At 73.5% G+C, this 19244-nt stretch carries 20 protein-coding genes; 11 read left to right on the forward strand and 9 right to left on the reverse strand.

The features are described 5' to 3' along the window. Positions 1 to 80: 80 nt before the first annotated feature. Complete coding sequence (locus ABT129_RS24290) at positions 81 to 1154, reverse strand: DMT family transporter (RefSeq protein ID WP_351905289.1); 1074 nt, start codon at positions 1152 to 1154, stop codon at positions 81 to 83. Here ABT129_RS24290 and ABT129_RS24295 point away from each other — a divergent pair. The 4 genes from ABT129_RS24295 to ABT129_RS24310 all read left to right on the forward strand — a co-directional run bounded on the left by ABT129_RS24295 (position 1153) and on the right by ABT129_RS24310 (position 5016). After that, positions 1153 to 2589 (forward strand): aminotransferase-like domain-containing protein, encoded by a 1437-nt coding sequence (locus tag ABT129_RS24295; RefSeq protein WP_351905291.1) that lies wholly within the window; start codon positions 1153 to 1155, stop codon positions 2587 to 2589. The genes ABT129_RS24290 and ABT129_RS24295 overlap by 2 nt on opposite strands. Positions 2590 to 2700: 111 nt before the next feature. Continuing rightward, the gene (locus ABT129_RS24300) at positions 2701 to 3153 is read left to right on the forward strand and encodes a GNAT family N-acetyltransferase (protein WP_351905294.1); all 453 of its coding nucleotides are present in this window, start codon (positions 2701 to 2703) and stop codon (positions 3151 to 3153) included. A gap of 69 nt (positions 3154 to 3222) precedes the next feature. Continuing rightward, positions 3223 to 3798, forward strand: coding sequence for a histidine phosphatase family protein (locus tag ABT129_RS24305; protein ID WP_351905296.1), 576 nt, complete (start codon positions 3223 to 3225; stop codon positions 3796 to 3798). A 54-nt stretch (positions 3799 to 3852) separates the two neighbouring features. Continuing rightward, positions 3853 to 5016 (forward strand): methyltransferase, encoded by a 1164-nt coding sequence (locus tag ABT129_RS24310; protein WP_351905299.1) that lies wholly within the window; start codon positions 3853 to 3855, stop codon positions 5014 to 5016. Between the two features lie 123 nt (positions 5017 to 5139). Here the strand turns inward: ABT129_RS24310 and ABT129_RS24315 are convergent, their stop codons facing one another. Then, positions 5140 to 5544 carry a VOC family protein gene (locus ABT129_RS24315; RefSeq protein WP_351905301.1) on the reverse strand — a complete coding sequence of 135 codons (405 nt, stop codon included), beginning with the start codon at positions 5542 to 5544 and terminating at the stop codon, positions 5140 to 5142. A gap of 134 nt (positions 5545 to 5678) precedes the next feature. Here ABT129_RS24315 and ABT129_RS24320 point away from each other — a divergent pair, with 134 nt between their 5' ends. Together ABT129_RS24320 and ABT129_RS24325 are read left to right on the forward strand one after the other, a co-directional pair. Further along, the gene (locus tag ABT129_RS24320) at positions 5679 to 6698 is read left to right on the forward strand and encodes an MDR family NADP-dependent oxidoreductase (RefSeq protein ID WP_351905304.1); all 1020 of its coding nucleotides are present in this window, start codon (positions 5679 to 5681) and stop codon (positions 6696 to 6698) included. 91 nt (positions 6699 to 6789) lie between these two features. After that, the gene (locus ABT129_RS24325; RefSeq protein WP_351905307.1) at positions 6790 to 7194 is read left to right on the forward strand and encodes a MerR family transcriptional regulator; all 405 of its coding nucleotides are present in this window, start codon (positions 6790 to 6792) and stop codon (positions 7192 to 7194) included. 144 nt (positions 7195 to 7338) lie between these two features. On the opposite strand, the gene ABT129_RS24330 is transcribed toward ABT129_RS24325, so the two are convergent. The 7 genes from ABT129_RS24330 to ABT129_RS24360 form a co-directional block, all read right to left on the reverse strand. Next, positions 7339 to 8253 (reverse strand): sigma factor-like helix-turn-helix DNA-binding protein, encoded by a 915-nt coding sequence (locus ABT129_RS24330; RefSeq protein WP_351905310.1) that lies wholly within the window; start codon positions 8251 to 8253, stop codon positions 7339 to 7341. A 235-nt stretch (positions 8254 to 8488) separates the two neighbouring features. Beyond that, a complete protein-coding gene (gene argG / locus ABT129_RS24335) occupies positions 8489 to 9943 on the reverse strand; it encodes an argininosuccinate synthase (protein ID WP_351905312.1) in 1455 nt (484 codons plus the stop codon). A gap of 218 nt (positions 9944 to 10161) precedes the next feature. Beyond that, a complete protein-coding gene (locus ABT129_RS24340; RefSeq protein ID WP_351905315.1) occupies positions 10162 to 10761 on the reverse strand; it encodes a dihydrofolate reductase family protein in 600 nt (199 codons plus the stop codon). Further along, entirely contained in the window at positions 10758 to 11750 is a 993-nt protein-coding gene (locus ABT129_RS24345; protein ID WP_351905318.1) for a metalloregulator ArsR/SmtB family transcription factor, read from the reverse strand. The genes ABT129_RS24340 and ABT129_RS24345 overlap by 4 nt, the downstream gene beginning before the upstream one ends. Positions 11751 to 11929: 179 nt before the next feature. Next, a complete protein-coding gene (locus ABT129_RS24350) occupies positions 11930 to 12448 on the reverse strand; it encodes a DUF3291 domain-containing protein (RefSeq protein WP_351905321.1) in 519 nt (172 codons plus the stop codon). Positions 12449 to 12480: 32 nt separating this feature from the next. Continuing rightward, positions 12481 to 13263, reverse strand: a complete 783-nt coding sequence (locus ABT129_RS24355) for a helix-turn-helix transcriptional regulator (protein ID WP_351905324.1) — start codon at positions 13261 to 13263, stop codon at positions 12481 to 12483. A gap of 178 nt (positions 13264 to 13441) precedes the next feature. After that, a complete protein-coding gene (locus ABT129_RS24360) occupies positions 13442 to 14179 on the reverse strand; it encodes a VOC family protein (RefSeq protein ID WP_351905327.1) in 738 nt (245 codons plus the stop codon). Positions 14180 to 14360: 181 nt separating this feature from the next. Here ABT129_RS24360 and argC point away from each other — a divergent pair, with 181 nt between their 5' ends. Genes argC through ABT129_RS24385 form a run of 5 tightly spaced genes read left to right on the forward strand, consistent with a single transcriptional unit; the run spans position 14361 to position 19242 of the window. After that, on the forward strand, positions 14361 to 15389 hold the full coding sequence (gene argC / locus ABT129_RS24365; protein ID WP_351905329.1) for an N-acetyl-gamma-glutamyl-phosphate reductase: 1029 nt from the start codon (positions 14361 to 14363) through the stop codon (positions 15387 to 15389). Next, positions 15386 to 16564: a bifunctional glutamate N-acetyltransferase/amino-acid acetyltransferase ArgJ gene (gene argJ / locus ABT129_RS24370; RefSeq protein ID WP_351905331.1), complete on the forward strand. Its 1179-nt coding sequence runs from the start codon at positions 15386 to 15388 to the stop codon at positions 16562 to 16564. The genes argC and argJ overlap by 4 nt, the downstream gene beginning before the upstream one ends. Beyond that, positions 16561 to 17502 carry an acetylglutamate kinase gene (argB, locus tag ABT129_RS24375; RefSeq protein WP_351905334.1) on the forward strand — a complete coding sequence of 314 codons (942 nt, stop codon included), beginning with the start codon at positions 16561 to 16563 and terminating at the stop codon, positions 17500 to 17502. Before argJ ends, argB begins: the two co-directional genes overlap by 4 nt. Further along, positions 17502 to 18704, forward strand: coding sequence for an acetylornithine transaminase (locus tag ABT129_RS24380; protein ID WP_351905337.1), 1203 nt, complete (start codon positions 17502 to 17504; stop codon positions 18702 to 18704). The genes argB and ABT129_RS24380 overlap by 1 nt, the downstream gene beginning before the upstream one ends. A gap of 7 nt (positions 18705 to 18711) precedes the next feature. Continuing rightward, a complete protein-coding gene (locus ABT129_RS24385; protein ID WP_266889818.1) occupies positions 18712 to 19242 on the forward strand; it encodes an arginine repressor in 531 nt (176 codons plus the stop codon). Positions 19243 to 19244 lie beyond the last annotated feature (2 nt).

The following is a 19244-nucleotide window of genomic DNA, read 5'->3' on the forward strand; positions in this document are numbered from 1 at the left end:
GTGACCTCCTCGCGGCCGGGCTCGTCCTGATTAGCGGTCTGTTCCTGCCATTGTGACCCGTTTCACCCCGATCCGTCTCGTCAGCTCCTCGCCCGCTGCGTGACGGCGATGCAGACCAGGACCCCCACTGCCGCGAGCGGGGCGGCGAGCGGCAGGGTCTCGCCGAGCAGGCAGACCGACCAGATGAGGGTGAGGAGCGGCTGGGCGAGCTGGAGCTGGCTCGCCTTCGGGATGCCGATCGACGCCATGCCCCGGTACCAGACGTACAGGCCGAAGAAGGTGGAGCCGGCGGCGACCCAGACGAGGCCGATGACGCCGTGGGCGTTCAGGTGGACGGGCTCCAGCGTCAGCGCCACGGCGGAACCGGCCGCCATCAGCGGCAGGCACAGGATCAGGGCCCAGCCGATGACCTGCCAGCCCGGCATGAGCCGGGCGAGGCGGCCGCCCTCGGTGTAGCCGGCGGCGCACACGAGGAGCGCCCCGAAGAGGTACAGGTCGCCCCGCGACACCGCCCCGCCGCTCTGCTGGAGCGTGAACGCGATGACCACGACCGCGCCCGACACGGCCGCGAACCAGAACGTACGGGACGGCCGGCGGCCGGTCCGCAGCGCGGCGAAGGCCGCCGTGGTGAGCGGCAGCAGGCCGACCACGACGGCGGCGTGCGAGGTGGTGGAGGTCTGCAGGGCCAGGGTCGTCAGGAGCGGGAAGCCGATGACCACACCGCCCGCGACCACGGCGAGGCCCGCCCAGTGGCGCCGCTCCGGCAGCGGCACCCGGCCGACGAGGAGGAAGACGCCCGCGACGAGGGCGGCGAGCGTGGAGCGCACGGCCACCAGCGACCAGGGGCCGAAGCTCTCCAGACCCCAGACGGTCGAGGGGAAGGTGAGCGAGAAGGCGACCACACCGAGAGCGGCGAGCAGGGTGCCGCGGGGGAGCGGGTCCGGGCGGCTGGCGCGGGTCTCGTCGGAGGCGGCGGGAGCTGCGGCGGCCGAGGCGTGTGGGGTGGCTGTGGCGCGCGTGGCGGCCGTGCCCGGGAGGGGGCCGGCGCTCGGGGCGGGGGCGCTCGCGGTCGCCGTGCGTCCGGCGGAGGTGCTTCCGTCGGTAGCGGTCACCGCTATCGTCGTCGAGGTAGTAGCGCTATCCTGGGCTCTCATGAACGAGCGTAGCAGTGTCGCGGAACTGGCGCATTCCTTGAGAGCGGAGCTCAACCGCTACTCACCTGGTAGAAAGCTGCCGTCGAGTCGCGCTCTCGTGGAGCGCTATCGGGTCTCCCCGGTGACCGTCACCCGGGCCCTCGCGCAGCTCGCCGCCGAAGGCCTCGTGATCACCCGCCCCGGCGCCGGAGCCTTCCGCGCGGAGCCCCGTGCCGCCACCCCCGTCACCGGCGACACCTCCTGGCAGGAGGTCGCCCTCAGCGCCGACACCGCCACCGAACTCGTCCCCCGGGCCGTCGACGCCTCCGGCGTCCTCGTCACCCTCGCCGCGCCGCCGCCGGGCGTGATCGAGTTCAACGGCGGCTACCTCCACCCCTCCCTCCAGCCCGAGCGGGCCCTCGCCGCCGCCCTCGCCCGCGCCGGGCGCCGGCCCGGCGCCTGGGGCCGACCGCCCACCGACGGCCTGCCCGAACTGCGCGAGTGGTTCGCCCGCGAGATCGGCGGCGGCGTCACCGCCGCCGATCTCCTCATCACGGCCGGCGGCCAGTCCGCGATCACCACCGCCCTGCGCGCCCTCGCCCCGCCCGGTACCCCCGTCCTCGTCGAATCGCCCACCTACCCGGGCATGCTCGCCGTCGCCCGCGCCGCCGGACTGCGCCCCGTCCCCGTCCCCGCCGACGCCGACGGAGTCCGCCCCGAACTCCTCGAAGCCGCGTTCCGCGCCACCGGAGCCCGCGTCCTCGTCTGCCAGCCGCTCTTCCAGAACCCGACCGGTGCGGTCCTCGGGCCGGACCGGCGCCGCGAGGTCGTCCGCATCGCCCGCGCCGCCGGAGCCTTCGTGGTCGAGGACGACTTCGCGCGCCGGCTCGTCCACGAGGACGCGCCCCCGCTCCCCGCCCCGCTCGCCGCCGACGACCCCGACGGCGTCGTCGTCCACGTCTGCTCGCTCACCAAGGCCACCTCGCCCAGCCTCCGGGTCGGCGCGCTCGCGGCGCGCGGCCCGGTCCTGGAACGGCTCCGCGCCATCCAGGTCGTCGACAGCTTCTTCGTGCCGAGGCCGCTCCAGGAGGCAGCGCTCGAACTCGTCGGCTCGCCCGCCTGGCACCGCCACCTGCGGGCCGTCGGCCAGGAGCTCAGGAGCCGCCGGGAGGCACTGACCGGCGCCGTCGCCCACCAGCTCCCCGAGCTCGCCCTGCCCCACGTCCCCTACGGCGGCTACCACCTCTGGCTCCGCCTGCCCGACACCCTCCCCGAGGCCTCCCTCGTCGCCACCGCCCTGCGGACCGGGGTCGCCGCGGCGCCCGGACGCCCGTACTTCTGCGCCGAGCCCCCCGCCGGACACATCCGGCTGAGTTTCGCGGGTGTGGCGGGTCCGACCGAACTCGCGGAGGGCGTGCGCCGCCTGCGGACGGCGGTCGACGAGCTCTCCGCCTGAGCGCCGGGGCGGGCCGTGCCGGGGACGGCGTGGCCCGGCCGCCCGCTCCCCTCCCGGCCGCGCCCGGCAAATTCGCCTGACAAGCCCCGGCGTCACTGGCAGCCTTCGGCCATGAGCGACAGCACGACCACGGAGGGCCCCGTCATGCACGGGACGTACGAGATCTCAGCCGACCCCGCGCGGATCGACGCCGCCCGCGTCCACCACTGGCTGTCCACGGACGCCTACTGGGCCCTCGGCCGACCTCGGGAGAAGCAGGACAGCGCCATCGCGGGCTCGCTGAACCTCGGGGCCTACCACCGTGAGTCCGGCGAGATGGCCGCCTACGCGCGCGTCGTCACCGACTACGCCACCTTCGCCTGGCTCTGCGACGTCTACGTCGACCGCCCGGCCCGCGGCACCGGCCTCGGCACCGCGCTCGTGACCGCCGTCCGTGACCACCTCGCGCCGTACGGACTGCGCCGCATCCTGCTCGCCACCGCCGACGCGCACGGTGTGTACGAGAAGGTCGGTTTCACGCCACTCCAGAATCCGGACAAGTGGATGGCTCTCGGGCAGCAGTGAGCCGGAGCCCCTCCGTCCCCGCGGAATGACCCCTTGACCTGCGGAGCCCTCGGCCTCACGATCGCGCCCATGAGTCTTCGGGTGACGCTCGTCACGGCGGCACGCAGCTCCTCCCTGCTCGCCGAACGGTTCGACGACGACCGGCCGCTCGACGAGGCCGGATGGTACGAGGTGCAGCAGGCCGCGCCCGGGCTCATCCCGCTCGGCGCGGCCGAACTCCGCTACTGCTCCCCGACCCCGCGCAGCCGCGCCACCGGCACCGCCCTCGGCTACGCGCCGCTCGTCCAGCCCGCGCTGCGCGACTGCGACATGGGCCGCTGGCGGGGCCTGACCCTCGCCGAGGTCGCCGCCCTCGAACCGGCCGCCGTCGACGCCTGGCTCACCGACGCCCGCACCGCGCCCCACGGCGGCGAACCGCTCCTCGCCTTCATCACCCGGATAGGGAACTGGCTCGACACCCGTCCCGCCGACGACGGCGCCATCGTCGCCGTCGCCGAACCCTCCGTCGTGCGCGCGGCCCTCGTCTACGCGCTGAAGGCCCCGCCCGCCACGTACTGGAACGTCGACGTGCGCCCCCTCTCCACCGTCACGCTCACCGGCCGTCCCGGCCTCTGGCACCTCCAGCTCGACGCCTCCCTGCGCTGAACGCGGGCGTGCGCGGGGGAGCGGGCGGCCGCGACCGGCTAGCCTGGGAGCACGATGAACCGTTTGACCGCGTCATGGGGCGCCTTCACGCTGACCCGCCATCCCGAGGACCCGCGCGACCCGCTGCGCGCCTGGGACGCGTCCGACGAGTACCTCCTGAGCCATCTGGCCGAGAGCGGTACCGACCTGTCCGGCACCGTCGCCGTCCTCGGCGACCGCTGGGGAGCCCTCGTCACCGTCCTCCAGGCCGCCGGGCCCCGCGAACTCGTCCAGATCTCCGACTCGTACCTCGGCCGGCAGGCCACCCGGACCAACCTGGAGCGCGCCGGTGCCGCCCCGGACGCCGTCCGGCTGCTCACCACCCAGGACGCGCCGCCCGAGCGGATCGACGTCCTCCTCGTCCGCGTCCCCAAGAGCCTCGCGCTCCTGGAGGACCAGCTGCACCGGCTCGCCCCCGCCGTGCACGAGGACACCGTGGTGATCGGCACCGGAATGGTCAAGGAGATCCACACCTCCACCCTCCGGCTCTTCGAACGGATCCTCGGGCCCACCCGCACCTCGCTCGCGGTGAAGAAGGCCCGGCTGATCCACACCACGCCCGACCCCGCCCTCGTCCCGCGCCCGAACCCGTGGCCGCACCGGTACGACCTCCCGGCGGACACCCCGGCGCCCGGCCTCCCCGGCCTGACCGTCACCAACCACGCCGGAGTCTTCTGCGCCGACCGCCTCGACGTCGGCACCCGCTTCCTCCTCGCCAACCTGCCGGGGAACATCGGCCGGGTCCGGGTCGCCGACCTCGGCTGCGGCAACGGCGTGGTCGGTCTCGCCATCGCCCTCCACGAACCCGACGCGGAACTGGTCTTCACCGACGAGTCCTACCCGGCCGTGGCCTCCGCGGAGGAGAACTTCCGCACCCACGTGGGCGAGGGGCGCAAGGCCGAGTTCATCGTCGGCGACGGGCTCTCCGACCTGCCCGAGGGATCGGTGGACCTCGTCCTCAACAACCCGCCGTTCCACAGCCACCAGGCCACCACCGACCGCACGGCCCGCCGCATGTTCGCGGACGCCCGGCGCGCGCTGCGGCCGGGCGGAGAGCTGTGGGTCGTCGGCAACCGGCACCTCGGCTACCACGTCACCCTCCGCCGGATCTTCGGCAACAGCCAACTCGTCGCGAGCGACCCGAAGTTCGTGGTCCTGCGGGCGGTACGGCAGGCGTAGGGAGCGGCGGCCGGAGGGTCCTGTCGGCGCTGCCCGGCGGGCAGCGCCCTACCGGACCCCGGCGCGACCCCTCCTGGCCCCCGGCACGGGGCGGCCGGCCCCGGCCGGGCCCCCCGGTCGTGGTCAGCTGCCCCAGGTGCGGGAGCACAGCACGAGCTGGTACCCGTCGGGATCGGTGACGGTCACGCCGTACTCGTCCCAGTACGGGTTGTGCGCGGCCACTCTCGTCCCGCCGACGGCGAGCAGCCGCTCGACCTGCTCCTCCTCGACCGGCGCCCCGAGGTAGACGACGAACAGGTCCTCGACGGTGGGGACGGGCTCCACCGGGTTCTCCGGATCACGGGTCAGCTCGAAGTGCCAGCTCCCGTCCTTCGGCCCGACCATGAGCAGATCGTGCTTGCCGGACACCCGCTCCGTGGTCCGCCAGAGCACGTCGAGCCCGAGCCCGTCGACGTAGAACCGCTCGGCGGCGGCCAGATCCCGCGAGGGGCGGGCGACCCGTACCCGGGTCTGCGCAGTGATGATCATGTCTCCAGGCTAGGCGGCGCCCCGTCGGTACGCCCTCCGGGGTCGCCCTGGTCCGTCACGGACTTGACCCTGACGCGCGGGTCAGGGTTTACGGTCCGGCCCAACCCGACCGCACCTCCTCCTGGAGAACAGCCATGGCCACCCACCGCGAGTTCCGGCTGCGCACCCGCCCCCTGCGCGGACTCCCGACCCCCGAGCACCTCGACCTCGTCCGCACCCCGGTCCCGGTGCCCGCCACCGGTGAGATCCTCGTCAGGAACCGCTGGTTCGCGGTCTCCGCCGCCCTGCGCACCCTCATCGGCGGCGGCCTCGAAGGAGCCCCCTTCCCGTCCGTGGAACCGGGCGACCCGCTCTTCGGAGCGGCCGTCGGCGAAGTCGTGTCGACCGCGTCCGACGGCGGACCGCGCCCCGGCGAACTCGTCTCCCACTGGCAGGGATGGCGCGAGTACGCCTGCGTACCGGCGGACTCCTGCGCACCGCTCGGCGACGCCCTGCCCGACCCGGTCGCTCACCTCTCGCAGGGGTGGACCGCGTACGCGGCCCTCACCCGCGGCGCGCGGGTGGGCGCCGGGGACACGGTCCTCGTGACCGGCGGGGCCGGCGCCGTCGGCACGATGGCCGGGCAGATCGCCCGGCTCCTCGGCGCCGGCCGCGTGATCGGCACCACCGGGTCGCCGGCCAAGGCCGAGCGGCTCGTCGCCGAGTTCGGCTACGACGCGGCTCTCCTCCGCGGCGCCGACGCGCCCTTCGCCGCGCGGCTCGCCCGGGCGGCGCCCGAGGGGATCGACGTCCTCCTCGACACCGTCGGCGGCGAGCAGTTGAGCGCGGCCGTCGGCGCGGCCCGCCCCGGAGCCCGCGCCGTGCTCGTCGGCGCGCTCTCGGGCCAGCTCGACCCCGAGGGGACCGGAGCCACCGCGCGCGTGGAGCTCGATTCGTACGCGCTCGTCCTCAAGCGGATCTCGCTGCGCGGCTTCAGTCCGCTCGACCACCCCGAGACGGAGGGGGAGTGGCGGAGCCGCTTCGGCGACTGGCTCCGCTCGGGGGCGATCACCTTCCCGCACGTCAGGGTGGCGGGCATGGAACGGGCCGCCGAGGCGTTGAGCGAGGTGATGGCGGGGCGGCATCTCGGTTCGGTCGTGGTCGAGTTGCCGTGACGGCGTCGCCTCGGTGCCGCTGTCCGGAGGGGTCCGCGCGGGTCCACCCGGGCGGCGACGACGGCGGGGACGACGGAAGACGGGCGGCGGTATGCGGATCGGTGACGCGGCGGCGGCGGCGGGGACCACACCCCGGGCACTGCGCCTCTACGAACAGCGCGGGCTCCTCCCGCCGCCGGTCCGCACCCCGACCGGCCAGCGGATCTACAGCCCCGAGGACGTGGTGCGCGTCCGGGTCGTGCGCGAACTCCTCGCCCTCGGCCTGACGATCGAGGACGTACGCGCGCGCGTGGACCGGCTTCCCCTGCTCGACGAGGAGGCGCTGCGCACCGGTCAGGTCCAGGAGGGCGTCTGCGCCCAGGCGTCCCCGGTCGTGAGCCGCAGGATCGCGGTCCTCGACGAGGAGATCGCCCGCCTCACCCACCTGCGCGACGAACTCACGGCGCGCTCCGGACCCCGCCCCGACCCGAAGGGGCTGACGGCCGGGCGGGGTTGACGGTCGGGCGGGGTTGACTGTGGGGCGGGGATGACCGTGGGGCGGCCGGGGCGACGGCCGGGCCCCTGCGCCCGGACCCTGCGCCGCACCCCCGCCACCGTCCCCGGTCCGCCACCGTCCCCGGTCCGGTCGGCGGGCACGGTGTCAGCAGTCGGGGAAGGCCAGGTCGAGCGCCCGTACCCGGTCCTCGCCCGAGGTGACCGAGAGGGCGACGATCCGGTCGTGGCGGAGGGTGAACGCCACCGCGGAGACCGGTCGCCCCGCGACGAAGGCGACCGCTCCGACGGCTCCGTCGACCAGCGCGGGCCGTGACACGTCCGCGAACCGGGCGAAGGCGGCCGCCCTCTCGGCGACGGCCGGGGCGCCGTGCACCGGGCCGCGTTCGGACCAGGCGATCACGTCCGGGTCGAGGAGGGCCGCGAGCGCGCGGGCGTCACGCGCGCTCGCGGCCGCCAGGAACCGGTCCACGACCGCCCGCTGCCCTCCCGCGTCCCCTTCGGTACGGGCCGACCCGTCGCCCCTGATCCGCTCGCGGGCCCGCCGGGCGAGCCGGGCGACCTCCTCGGGGGAACCGCCGGTGATCCGCGCCGTCTCGTGGGGCGGCAGCCCGAACACGTCGTGCAGGACGTAGACGAGCCGCTCCGCCGGGGCGAGGGACTCGAGGACGACGAACAGCGCGAGCCACACGGAGTCGACCCCGGCGCCGTCCTGTCCTTCGACCGCACCCTGTTCGGCGGCCCTGTCCTGTCCGTAGGCGCCGTCGGGTCCGTAGGCCCTGGCCGGTGGCGCGTCGGCTTCGGAGGGCGCCCAGGTTCCGCGCGCCCCGTCCGGCGCTCGCCGCTCCTGGAGCCCTCGTACACACTCCCGTCCCACAAGCGCCGTCAGCCACGCCCGTACCGTGGCCGCCCCGTCGCCCCCTCCCAGCCCCGCCCGCGCCGCCGCGAGTGCCTCCTCGGCCCCCGTCCGCGAACCCGTCAGCCGCAGGGCCACGCCCCGCAACTGCTCCTCGTGGGCGTCGAAGCGCCCGGTCAGGGCGGTCAGAAAGGTGTCGTCGTGCATGGCGCCTCACTCCTCGTCGGTTCCGTCACCGCCTTGACGTGAGGGCCCACCGGGATGTGACACGACCGGCCCGGCCCGACGACGGAGGTGCAGAAGCAGGGCAAGGGGAGTTCGGCAAGGGAACGGGGTCAAGGGGTGCTTGGCAACGGAAAGGCCGGCTCGACGCGGGGGACGTCGAGCCGGCCTTCCGGGGGTGTCGAGCAGGTGCCGCTCGACGGGAGACGGATCCGTGGGATCAGTCCGTGCCGAACTCCATCGCGGCACGGTCGAGCAGCTGGTCGTCGTCCGAGGCCTCGCCGCGGGAGGCGATGGCCTCGGCGCCGCCCTCGGGCAGCTCCGTCATGGTGCCGATCAGCCCGGCCGCGGCCGCCTGGGCGGCGCCGATGGCGGGGTTGGACGTGCCGATCAGACCGAGGCCAGCGTACTGCTCCAGCTTGGCGCGCGAGTCGGCGATGTCGAGGTTGCGCATCGTGAGCTGGCCGATCCGGTCCACCGGGCCGAAGGCCGAGTCCTCGGTGCGCTCCATCGACAGCTTGTCCGGGTGGTAGCTGAACGCCGGGCCCGTCGTGTCGAGGATCGAGTAGTCCTCGCCGCGCCGCAGCCGCAGCGTGACCTCGCCGGTGACGGCCGTGCCGACCCAGCGCTGGAGCGACTCCCGCACCATCAGCGCCTGCGGGTCCAGCCAGCGGCCCTCGTACATCAGCCGGCCGAGACGCCGTCCCTCGTTGTGGTACTGGGCGAGGGTGTCCTCGTTGTGGATCGCGTTCACGAGCCGCTCGTACGCCGCGTGGAGCAGGGCCATGCCGGGCGCCTCGTAGATGCCGCGGCTCTTGGCCTCGATGATCCGGTTCTCGATCTGGTCCGACATGCCCATGCCGTGGCGGCCGCCGATGGCGTTGGCCTCCATGACGAGGTCGACGGCGGAGGAGAACTCCTTGCCGTTGATGGAGACGGGCCGGCCCTGGGCGAAGCCGATCGTGACGTCCTCGGTGTCGATCTCGACCGAGGGGTCCCAGAACCGCACGCCCATGATCGGCTCGACGGTCTCCACGCCGGTGTCGAGGTGCTCCAGCGTCTTGGCCTCGTGGGTGGCACCCCAGATGTTGGCGTCGGTGGAGTACGCCTTCTCGGTGCTGTCGCGGTACGGCAGGTCGTGGGCGACCAGCCACTCCGACATCTCCTTGCGGCCGCCGAGCTCCGTCACGAAGTCGGCGTCGAGCCAGGGCTTGTAGATGCGCAGGTGCGGGTTGGCGAGCAGACCGTAGCGGTAGAACCGCTCGATGTCGTTGCCCTTGAAGGTCGAGCCGTCGCCCCAGATCTGGACGTTGTCCTCGAGCATCGCCCGCACGAGGAGGGTGCCGGTGACGGCACGGCCGAGCGGCGTGGTGTTGAAGTAGGCGCGGCCGCCGGAGCGGATGTGGAACGCCCCGCAGGTGAGTGCGGCAAGACCCTCCTCGACCAGCGCCGCGCGGCAGTCGACCAGGCGCGCGATCTCGGCACCGTAGGTCTTGGCGCGGCCGGGCACCGAGGCGATGTCGGGCTCGTCGTACTGGCCGATGTCGGCGGTGTAGGTGCACGGGATGGCGCCCTTGTCGCGCATCCATGCGACCGCGACGGAGGTGTCGAGGCCGCCGGAGAAGGCGATGCCGACGCGCTCGCCGGCGGGCAGGGAGGTGAGGACCTTGGACATAGGAAGAGTATGCATCATCTCGCATGGTCATGCAAAGGGGCCGGTGGACGATTGCGGAATCGATCCGTCCGGCACGTTGCGAGGACCCGAAACGCCCCGGTCGGGCCGCGTGGCCGGGGTGCCTGGTCGGGTCGCGTGGCCGGGCGTCCCGTCGGGTCGCGTGGCCGGGTGTGTCCAGGAAGGCCGAGTGGCCGGGTGCGCCCGGCAGGCGGGCGGGGTCAGCGGACGCGGTCGTAGATCGCGGCGATCTCGCCGAGCGCGCCCGTCTCCTGGCGGGAGAGCGCCCATCGCGACTCGGGCAGGCCGTCCTCGAACAGCCGCTCACCGCCCCCGGCGATCTCCGGGCAGATCATCAGGTACAGCCGGTCGAGCAGGTCCGCCTTGAGGAGCGCCTTGATGACGCTCGCGCTGTTGTTGACGAGGATGTCGCCCTCGCCGGTCGCCTTGAGTTCGGCGACGACATCGGCGACGGGGGCGTTCACCACGCGGGAGCGTGCCCAGGGCGCCTCGGTCAGGGTGGTCGACAGGACCACCTTCTCCGCGTCGACGAGCCACTTCGCGTATCCCCGGTCGCGCGGGTCGGCGTCCTCGTCCGAGGCGACCGCCGGCCAGTACCCCAGGAATCCCTCGGCGTTGCGCCGGCCGAGCAGCGCGGTCGTCGCGTGCTCCCAGATGCGGGTGAGGTGGTTCCGGGCCGTCTCGGTGGTCGCGTACCGGACGATCGCGGCGAGGTCGGCGGGCCCGCCGGGGCCGTTGTAGCGCCCGTCGAGGGTGAGGGAGATGTTGGCGGTCACCTTGCGTCCGGTCGGGGAGGTCATGGCTGTACCTGCTTTCCTTCGGTGCGGGCTGCCGTGCGGGGGATGGTGCGGGCTGTGTCGGTGGCGTCGTGGCCGACGGCGGCGGCGGTGACGGCGGAGACGAGCTTGTCGAGGCTCTGGCCGAAGCCGATCTCGATGCCCGCGACGAAGTCGGCGGAGTCGACGGTGCTGTCGGTGATCCGGTACCGCACGTCGAGGTCGGTGCCGGTGCCGGTGTCGGAGGCGGGGCCGATGGTGGGATCGGCGGCGCCTGCTCGGAGGTCGATGTCCACGTGGGCCGTGAAGGCGGGACTGCCGTCCGGGAGGTGGGGGGAGAGCCGGTAGGAGAGGCGCTCGCCGGGACGGGCGTCGACGACGACGCCCACCCCGCGCCCGGCGGCCGGGTCGGAGCCGCCGGTGTCCGGGCCGCCCTCGGTCTTCCCGGCCTTCCCGGCGGGCTCTGTCCGTCCCGTGTCCTCGATGTCGCGGTACTCCACGAGGATCCGGCCGCCCGGAGTGGCCTCGAAGACCAGCTCGGAGACGCGCAGGTCGTCGGGCGCCCACCAGCGGGCGAGCAGGGAGGGTTCGGTCAGGTGGTGCCAGACCAGCTCGGGGCTGCCGGCCGGTGACCGGTGGAACCGGAACGACCGGCCGTCCGCCCATCCTGGCTCCTCCGCGGCGAGCCGCTCGGTCGCGAGGCTGAGTCCGTAGCGGTCGTAGGTTTCCTGCGGCCCGCCGGCCCGGTCCGCGGTGTCGGCGAGCCGGCCCAGCGAGGCGGCGAGGTCCCGCAGGGGGCCGGACCGCAGCGCGTAGACGCGGAGGCGGCCGCTGCGCCGGGAGGTGACGACGCCGGCCCGTTCGAGCGTCTGCAGGTGTTTGGTCGTCTGCGGCTGGCGCGCCTCGGCGAGCTGGGCGAGGACGCCGACCGGGCGGGGGCGCTCGGCCAGCAGGCGTACGAGCCGCCAGCGGGCCGGGTCGGCCAGCGCGGTGAGGAGGGGGTCCGGGGTCATGGCGTCAAGTATTCTCCGTGGAGAATATTCCCGTCAAGGAATATGAGAGCCACGCCCCGCCGTCTCGCGGCACGCCCCGGGCCGCGGCTGGGTCCGTGGGTCGCCCCGGGGTGTGGTCGAGTCCGCAGGTCGCCCCGGGCCGCGGACGAGTCCGGAAGTGACCTCGCGTCGCGGCCCGCCTAGGCCGTGGCCGAGTCCGCGGCCCGCGTCGGCGGTACGGCCGGAAGCTCCTCGGCGGCCTCGTCGGCGGTGTACGAGGAGGCGAAGGTGAACGCGCGCGGGGACGGCCCGTGCGCCCGCAGGTCCGCCAGTCGCTCCAGGGCCTCGCCGACGGTCGGCAGGTGCCCGGCGGGGACCCACCAGAGCGCCAGGTGCGCCTCGACGTGGCGCGCGAACCACTCGCGCCGCCGCCGCATCACCTCCAGGTGCCCGCTGCGGTACGCGAAGTCCCACAGCGCCTCCTGGTTCTCCCACACCGACAGGTTGACGATGACGTTCTCGCCGGCGGGGCGCAGGCCGGTGGCGTCGGCGGCCCCGTCCGCCACGAGGCGCCACACGAAACCGGGCGCGTCGTCGGCGGCGGCGTTGACCGGGTCGAGCATCTCGACGAACGGGGCCACACGAGGGTCGTCGAGCGGATACCGGAGCGTGGCGACGTTCAGTTGGGCGAGGTGGGCGGCGCGCGCGGGTGCGGTCATGGCCTCATCCCAGCACGCCCCGCTTTTCTATGTCAATCATCATTGTTTTTAGAAGCTTCGACCACCACGCAGCACTCTCCCGGCCGGGCGTCCATGCGGGCGCGCACGGGCCCGTCCGTACCGAGCAGGCCTTCGAGGAGCGCGAGATTCATGCCGCAGACGAGCGGCGGGAAGCGTTCGGCGACGGCGTGGAAGGGGCAGTTGCGCATACGGACGACGCGCGCGCCGATGCCGCCCGCCTCCTCGTCGCGGTTCGCGCCGCCCGTACCGCCGCCGACGCCGTCCGTATCCCCGGATCCCCCGGTGCTCCCGGTGCTCCCGGTGCTCCCGGTGCTCCCGGGGCCCTCGGCGTCCTCCATGTGCGGTTCGTAGCCACGGGCGGCCAGTACCGCCATGGCCGCTTCGAGGTCGCCGCAGGGGGCGGCCGAGCCGCGCAGGGACTCGCCCCGGCGGCGCGCGGCCGCGCAGAGCCCGGCGTCGAGCCCGGCCTGTTCGGCGGCCTCGGCGAGCAGTTCGGCGGCGGTGCGGTAGTCGCGGGCGGGCAGTGACACCGACCGCTCGGCACGCGCGCGCGTGTAGACCTTGGCGGGACGGCCCGCCCCGGGCCCCGAGCGCCCCGTCAGGCGGCGGCTGCCGCTCTCCAGGAGTCCGACCTCGGTCAGCCGGTCCAGGTGGTGTGCGGCGAGGGTGCGGGCCACGCCGACGGCCTCGGCGGCCTCGTTGCGCCCGACCTCGCGGCCCTGCGCCGCCACGTACTCGTACAGGCGTCGCCGTACGGGGTCCTGCAGCAGCGCGATCGCGTCGATGTCCTCCATTCGGCCATTCTAGGAACAACGCGGATTGGAGTTAGAAGCCGAGCCCCACCCGGCGCGAAGGCCGGTTCCCCGCCCTCCTGCGTGGCCGGTTCCCCGCCCTCCTGCGTGGACGGTGTCCCGCCCTCCCGCGTGGACGGGTCCCCGTCATCCTGCGCGAAGCAAGCCCCGAACGCCCGCGTCAGCGCGGCGTGAGCAGGCAGAACTCGTTGCCCTCCGGGTCGGCCAGGACCGTCCACGGCACGTCTCCCTGGCCGAGGTCGACGTCGGTGGCGCCGAGGGTCCTGAGCCGGGCCGCCTCCGCGGCGTGGTCGTCTCCGGGGTACGGGCGGAGGTCGAGGTGGACGCGGTTCTTCACGGTCTTCGCGTCGGGCGTGCGGATGAACTCGAGGTACGGGCCGACGCCCTCGGCGGAACGCAGCACCGCCTGGTGTTCGGTCACCTCGTGCAGCGTCCAGTCCATCGCCTCGCCCCAGAACCGTGCCAGGGCGCGAGGGTCGGCGCAGTCGACCACCACCGCGGCCATGGGTCCGGTGTCCCGGTAGATCTCCCGGGGCTCCAGCACGCAGAACTCGTTGCCCTCGGGGTCGGCCAGGACCGTCCAGGGCACGTCCCCCTGGCCCACGTCGGCGGGTGTCGCGCCGAGGGCCCGGAGGCGTGCGACCAGCTCCGCCTGGTGGGCGACGGAGCTGGTGGCGAGGTCGACGTGCACCCGGTTCTTGACCGTCTTGGGCTCGGGGACGCTGAGCACGTCGATGAAGACGGCGGAGGGGTCGGGGTAGGCGAGGCCCGTGGGCTCGACGTTCGTCACGCCGGGTTCCTCGCTGTCGATGCCCCAGCCGAGCACCTCGGCCCAGAACCGCCCCACCGCGGAGTCGTCCCGGGCGTTCATCGCAATCTGCACCAGCCGTGTCGCCATACGGTCGACCCTATGCACGCCACCCCGCGAGGACAACGCCGTCCCGTCACCGGGCGGCGGGGTCCGACCGCCGCCTCCCGCGCCCCGTCACCGAGCAGGGGCCCCCACCCACCCACCCCTTCCGTCGTTGCATAAAAGTGCGTAGACACGTATAGTCATGCCATCCATGAGGAGGGTTTCGATGACGGTACGAGTAGCAGTGGCGGGTGCGAGCGGATACGCGGGCGGTGAGCTCCTGCGTCTGCTCCTCGCCCACCCCCACGTGGAGATCGGCGCCCTGACCGGCCACTCCAACGCCGGCCAGCGGCTCGGGGGCCTCCAGCCCCATCTGCTGCCGCTCGCCGACCGGGTCCTCGTGCCCACCACCGCCGACGAGCTGGCCGGGCACGACGTCGTCTTCCTCGCCCTGCCGCACGGCCAGTCCGCCGCCGTCGCCGAGCAGCTCGGGCCGGACGTCCTCGTCGTCGACATGGGGGCCGACTTCCGGCTCGTGGACCCCGCCGACTGGGAGACGTACTACGGCTCCCCGCACGCCGGGACCTGGCCCTACGGCCTGCCCGAACTGCCCGGTGCCCGCGCCGCCCTCGAAGGGTCCAAGCGGGTCGCCGTGCCCGGCTGCTACCCCACCGCCGTCTCGCTCGCGCTCTTCCCGGCGTACGAGAACGGGCTCGCCGAACCCGAGGCCGTGATCGTCGCCGCCTCCGGCACCTCCGGCGCGGGCAAGGCGGCCAAGCCGCACCTGCTCGGCAGCGAGGTCATGGGCAGCATGTCGCCGTACGGCGTCGGCGGCGGTCACCGGCACACCCCCGAGATGATCCAGAACCTCAGCGGACCGGCGGGGGAGCGGGTCACCGTCTCCTTCACGCCGACCCTGGCGCCGATGCCCCGGGGCATCCTCGCCACCTGCACCGCCACCGCGAAGCCGGGCGTCACCGCCGAGACCGTACGGGCCGCGTACGAGAAGGCCTTCGCGGACGAGCCGTTCGTCCACCTGCTCCCCGAGGGGCAGTGGCCGGCGACGGCGTCCGTCCACGGTTCCAACGCCGTTCAGGTACAGGTCGCGTACGACGCGGCGGCGAACAGGATCATCGCGATCAGCGCCATCGACAATCTCACCAAGGGCACCGCCGGCGGCGCGGTGCAGAGCATGAACATCGCCCTCGGCCTCCCCGAGAGCACCGGACTTTCCACGATTGGAGTCGCTCCGTGAGCGTCACCGCAGCGAAGGGATTCACGGCAGCGGGCATCGCCGCCGGGATCAAGCAGAACGGCAACCCGGACCTGGCCCTCGTGGTCAACACCGGGCCCCGCCGCGCCGCCGCGGGAGTCTTCACCTCCAACCGCGTCAAGGCCGCCCCCGTCGTCTGGTCCCAGCAGGTCCTCGCCGACGGCGAGCTGACCGCCGTCGTCCTCAACTCCGGCGGAGCCAACGCCTGCACCGGCCCCCAAGGCTTCCAGGACACCCACGCCACCGCCGAGAAGGTCGCCGAGGTCCTGAGCGGTCGGGGCGCGGAGGTCGGCGCGGGCGAGGTCGCCGTGGCCTCCACCGGCCTCATCGGCATCCTGCTCCCCATGGACAAGCTCCTCCCCGGCGTCGAGAAGGCCGCGGCCGAGCTCTCCGAGCACGGCGGCGAGAAGGCCGCGATCGCCATCAAGACCACCGACACCGTGCACAAGACCTCCGTGGTGACGAAGGACGGGGCGAACGGCGGCTGGACGGTCGGCGGCATGGCCAAGGGCGCCGGCATGCTCGCCCCGGGCCTCGCCACGATGCTCGTCGTCCTCACCACCGACGCCGACGTCGACGCCGAGGGCCTCGACAGCGCCCTGCGGGGCGCCACCCGCGTCACCTTCGACCGGGTCGACTCCGACGGCTGCATGTCGACCAACGACACCGTCCTCCTCCTCGCCTCCGGCGCCTCCGGCGTCACGCCCGCGCCGGACGCGTTCACCGACGCCGTCCGGGCCGTCTGCGACGACCTCGCCCGGCAGCTCATCGGCGACGCCGAGGGCGCCAGCAAGGACATCCGCATCGAGGTGGTCAACGCCGCGACCGAGGACGACGCCGTCGAGGTGGGCCGGTCCATCGCCCGCAACAACCTCCTCAAGTGCGCCATCCACGGCGAGGACCCCAACTGGGGCCGGGTGCTCTCCGCCATCGGCACCACCGCGGCGGCCTTCGAGCCCGACGCGCTCAACGTCGCCATCAACGGCGTCTGGGTCTGCAAGAACGGCTCCGTCGGCGAGGACCGCGACCTCGTCGACATGCGCTACCGGGAGGTCACCATCACGGCCGACCTCGCCGCCGGCACCGAGTCCGCCGTCATCTGGGCGAACGACCTCACCGCCGACTACGTCCACGAGAACAGCGCGTACTCCTCATGAGCGGCGACGAGAAGAACCCCGTGGGCGACGCCGACTCCGAGAGCCGGACCCGGAAGCACACCGCGCTCCCCAAGGCCGAGATCCTCATCGAGGCCCTGCCCTGGCTGACGCGGCACAACGGCAAGACCGTCGTCATCAAGTTCGGCGGCAACGCCATGATCGACGAGGACCTCAAGGCGGCCTTCGCCCAGGACGTCGTCTTCCTGCGCCAGGCCGGTCTCAAGCCGGTCGTCGTGCACGGCGGCGGCCCGCAGATCAGCGCCGCCCTGGACCGGCACGGCATCGTCAGCGAGTTCAAGGCGGGCCTGCGGGTCACCACCGAGGACGCCATGGACGTCGTACGGATGGTCCTCGCCGGCCAGGTCCAGCGCGAGCTCGTCGGGCTGCTCAACCAGCACGGCCCGCTCGCCGTCGGTCTCACCGGCGAGGACGCCCACACCATCACCGCCACCCGGCACAGGCCGTTCGTGGGCGGCGAGCAGATCGACATCGGCCGGGTCGGTGAGATCACCTCCATCGACACCGGCGCCATCCAGGCGCTCCTGGAGGACGGCCGGATCCCGGTCGTCTCCTCCATCGCCCGCTCCCAGGACGACGGACATGTCTACAACGTCAATGCTGATACGGCGGCTGCGGCACTCGCTGCTGCGCTGGGCGCCGAGACGCTGATGGTCCTGACCGACGTCGAGGGCCTCTACGAGGACTGGCCGCACAGCGACGAGGTCATCAGCCGGCTCACCGCGAGCCAGCTGGAGAAGCTGCTGCCCGAGCTTTCCAGCGGCATGGTCCCCAAGATGGAGGGCTGCCTGCACGCCGTACGGAACGGGGTCACCACGGCCCGCGTGATCGACGGCCGGGTCCAGCACTCGATCCTGCTGGAGATCTTCACCGACGAGGGCATCGGCACGATGGTCGTGCCGGACGGACAGGGGGACTGATGAGCGGCACCAACGAGCAGCTGACCCAGCGGTGGCAGGGCTCCCTCATGAACAACTACGGCACCCCCCGGCTGCCCCTCGTCCGCGGTGAGGGCGCCAGGGTCTGGGACGCCGACGGCAAGGAGTACCTGGACTTCGTCGGCGGCATCGCCGTCAACGCCCTCGGCCACGCCCACCCGGCGATCGTCGAGGCCGTCACCCGGCAGGTCCAGAGCCTCGGCCACGTCTCCAACCTCTTCGTCGCCGAACCGCCCGTCGCCCTCGCCGAGCGGCTCCTGGGCCTCTTCGGCCGGTCCGGCAAGGTCTTCTTCTGCAACTCGGGCGCCGAGGCCAACGAGGCCGCCTTCAAGATCGGCAGGCTCACCGGCCGCTCCCACATGGTCGCCACCGAGGGCGGCTTCCACGGTCGCACCATGGGCTCCCTCGCCCTCACCGGTCAGCCCGGCAAGCAGACCCCCTTCCTGCCGCTGCCCGGCGACGTCACCCATGTCCCGTACGGCGACGTGGAAGCGCTGCGCGCCGCGGTCACCGAGGCCACCGCCCTGGTGATCATCGAGCCCGTCCAGGGCGAGAACGGCGTCGTCGTCCCGCCCCCCGGCTACCTCAAGGCCGCCCGGGAGATCACCCGCGCCACCGGAACCCTCCTCGTCCTCGACGAGGTGCAGACCGGCATCGGCCGCTGCGGCCACTGGTTCGAGTACCAGGCGCACGAGGGCGTCGAGCCGGATGTCGTCACCCTCGCCAAGGGCCTCGGCGGCGGCCTCCCGCTCGGCGCGACCGTCGCCTTCGGCGCCGCAGCGGAGCTCTTCGCGCCCGGCCACCACGGCACCACCTTCGGCGGCAACCCGATCGCCTGCGCCGCCGGACTCGCCGTCCTGGACACGCTCGGCGCCGACGCGGCCCTGGACCACGTGAAGGCGGTCGGGGAGCGGCTGAGGCAGGGAATCGAGGGTCTGGGCCACCCGCTGGTCTCCCACGTCCGTGGTGCGGGCCTCCTGCTGGGTATCGTGCTCACGGAGTCCCTCGCACCCCAGGTGCAGCAGGCGGCTCAGGACGCCGGTCTCCTGGTGAACGCGCCCGCCCCCGATGTCGTACGGATCATGCCTCCGCTGGTCCTCACCGACGCCGAGGCGGACGCCTTCCTCCAGGCCCTGCCCGGAGTCCTCGACGTGGCGAACGGGCAAGGACGAACCGGAGAATGAGACGACGATGACCGACGCGCAGGAGAACGAGCACGGAGGGCCGTCGGTTCCGCAGACCCGTACCGCTCGCCACCGCAGGATCGTCGACATCCTCAACCGGCAGCCGGTGCGCTCGCAGAGCCAGCTCGCCAAGCTCCTCGCGGACGACGGGCTGAGCGTCACCCAGGCGACGCTCTCCCGCGACCTCGACGAGCTGGGCGCGGTGAAGATCCGCAACACCGGCGGCGAGCTGATCTACGCGGTGCCGAGCGAGGGCGGGTTCCGCACCCCGCAGGCCCCGCTGGGCGAGTCCGCCAAGGAGGAGCGCATGCGGCGCCTCTCCGGCGAACTGCTGATCTCCGCCGAGGCCTCGGCCAACCTGGTGGTCCTGCGGACCCCGCCGGGCGCCGCCCAGTTCCTCGCGTCGGCCATCGACCAGGCCGAACTCCGCGCGATCCTCGGCACGATCGCGGGTGACGACACGCTGCTGCTCATCAGCCGCGACCCGGCGGGCGGCCAGGCGCTCGCGGACCACCTGCTGAAGCTGGCGCAGAAGTGACC

Origin of the sequence: Streptomyces sp. NPDC002057, from assembly GCF_040296665.1 — a bacterium.
Taxonomy (GTDB): domain Bacteria; phylum Actinomycetota; class Actinomycetes; order Streptomycetales; family Streptomycetaceae; genus Streptomyces.

What these genes read in the sequence shown, in the direction of transcription:
- ABT129_RS24295 (WP_351905291.1), top strand. Translation starts at nt 1,153, where the DNA reads ATGAACGAGCGTAGCAGTGTCGCGGAACTGGCGCATTCCTTGAGAGCG.
- ABT129_RS24290 (WP_351905289.1), bottom strand. Translation starts at nt 1,154, where the DNA reads ATGAGAGCCCAGGATAGCGCTACTACCTCGACGACGATAGCGGTGACC.
- ABT129_RS24300 (WP_351905294.1), top strand. Translation starts at nt 2,701, where the DNA reads ATGAGCGACAGCACGACCACGGAGGGCCCCGTCATGCACGGGACGTAC.
- ABT129_RS24305 (WP_351905296.1), top strand. Translation starts at nt 3,223, where the DNA reads ATGAGTCTTCGGGTGACGCTCGTCACGGCGGCACGCAGCTCCTCCCTG.
- ABT129_RS24310 (WP_351905299.1), top strand. Translation starts at nt 3,853, where the DNA reads ATGAACCGTTTGACCGCGTCATGGGGCGCCTTCACGCTGACCCGCCAT.
- ABT129_RS24315 (WP_351905301.1), bottom strand. Translation starts at nt 5,544, where the DNA reads ATGATCATCACTGCGCAGACCCGGGTACGGGTCGCCCGCCCCTCGCGG.
- ABT129_RS24320 (WP_351905304.1), top strand. Translation starts at nt 5,679, where the DNA reads ATGGCCACCCACCGCGAGTTCCGGCTGCGCACCCGCCCCCTGCGCGGA.
- ABT129_RS24325 (WP_351905307.1), top strand. Translation starts at nt 6,790, where the DNA reads ATGCGGATCGGTGACGCGGCGGCGGCGGCGGGGACCACACCCCGGGCA.
- ABT129_RS24330 (WP_351905310.1), bottom strand. Translation starts at nt 8,253, where the DNA reads ATGCACGACGACACCTTTCTGACCGCCCTGACCGGGCGCTTCGACGCC.
- argG (WP_351905312.1), bottom strand. Translation starts at nt 9,943, where the DNA reads ATGTCCAAGGTCCTCACCTCCCTGCCCGCCGGCGAGCGCGTCGGCATC.
- ABT129_RS24340 (WP_351905315.1), bottom strand. Translation starts at nt 10,761, where the DNA reads ATGACCTCCCCGACCGGACGCAAGGTGACCGCCAACATCTCCCTCACC.
- ABT129_RS24345 (WP_351905318.1), bottom strand. Translation starts at nt 11,750, where the DNA reads ATGACCCCGGACCCCCTCCTCACCGCGCTGGCCGACCCGGCCCGCTGG.
- ABT129_RS24350 (WP_351905321.1), bottom strand. Translation starts at nt 12,448, where the DNA reads ATGACCGCACCCGCGCGCGCCGCCCACCTCGCCCAACTGAACGTCGCC.
- ABT129_RS24355 (WP_351905324.1), bottom strand. Translation starts at nt 13,263, where the DNA reads ATGGAGGACATCGACGCGATCGCGCTGCTGCAGGACCCCGTACGGCGA.
- ABT129_RS24360 (WP_351905327.1), bottom strand. Translation starts at nt 14,179, where the DNA reads ATGGCGACACGGCTGGTGCAGATTGCGATGAACGCCCGGGACGACTCC.
- argC (WP_351905329.1), top strand. Translation starts at nt 14,361, where the DNA reads ATGACGGTACGAGTAGCAGTGGCGGGTGCGAGCGGATACGCGGGCGGT.
- argB (WP_351905334.1), top strand. Translation starts at nt 16,561, where the DNA reads ATGAGCGGCGACGAGAAGAACCCCGTGGGCGACGCCGACTCCGAGAGC.
- ABT129_RS24380 (WP_351905337.1), top strand. Translation starts at nt 17,502, where the DNA reads ATGAGCGGCACCAACGAGCAGCTGACCCAGCGGTGGCAGGGCTCCCTC.
- ABT129_RS24385 (WP_266889818.1), top strand. Translation starts at nt 18,712, where the DNA reads ATGACCGACGCGCAGGAGAACGAGCACGGAGGGCCGTCGGTTCCGCAG.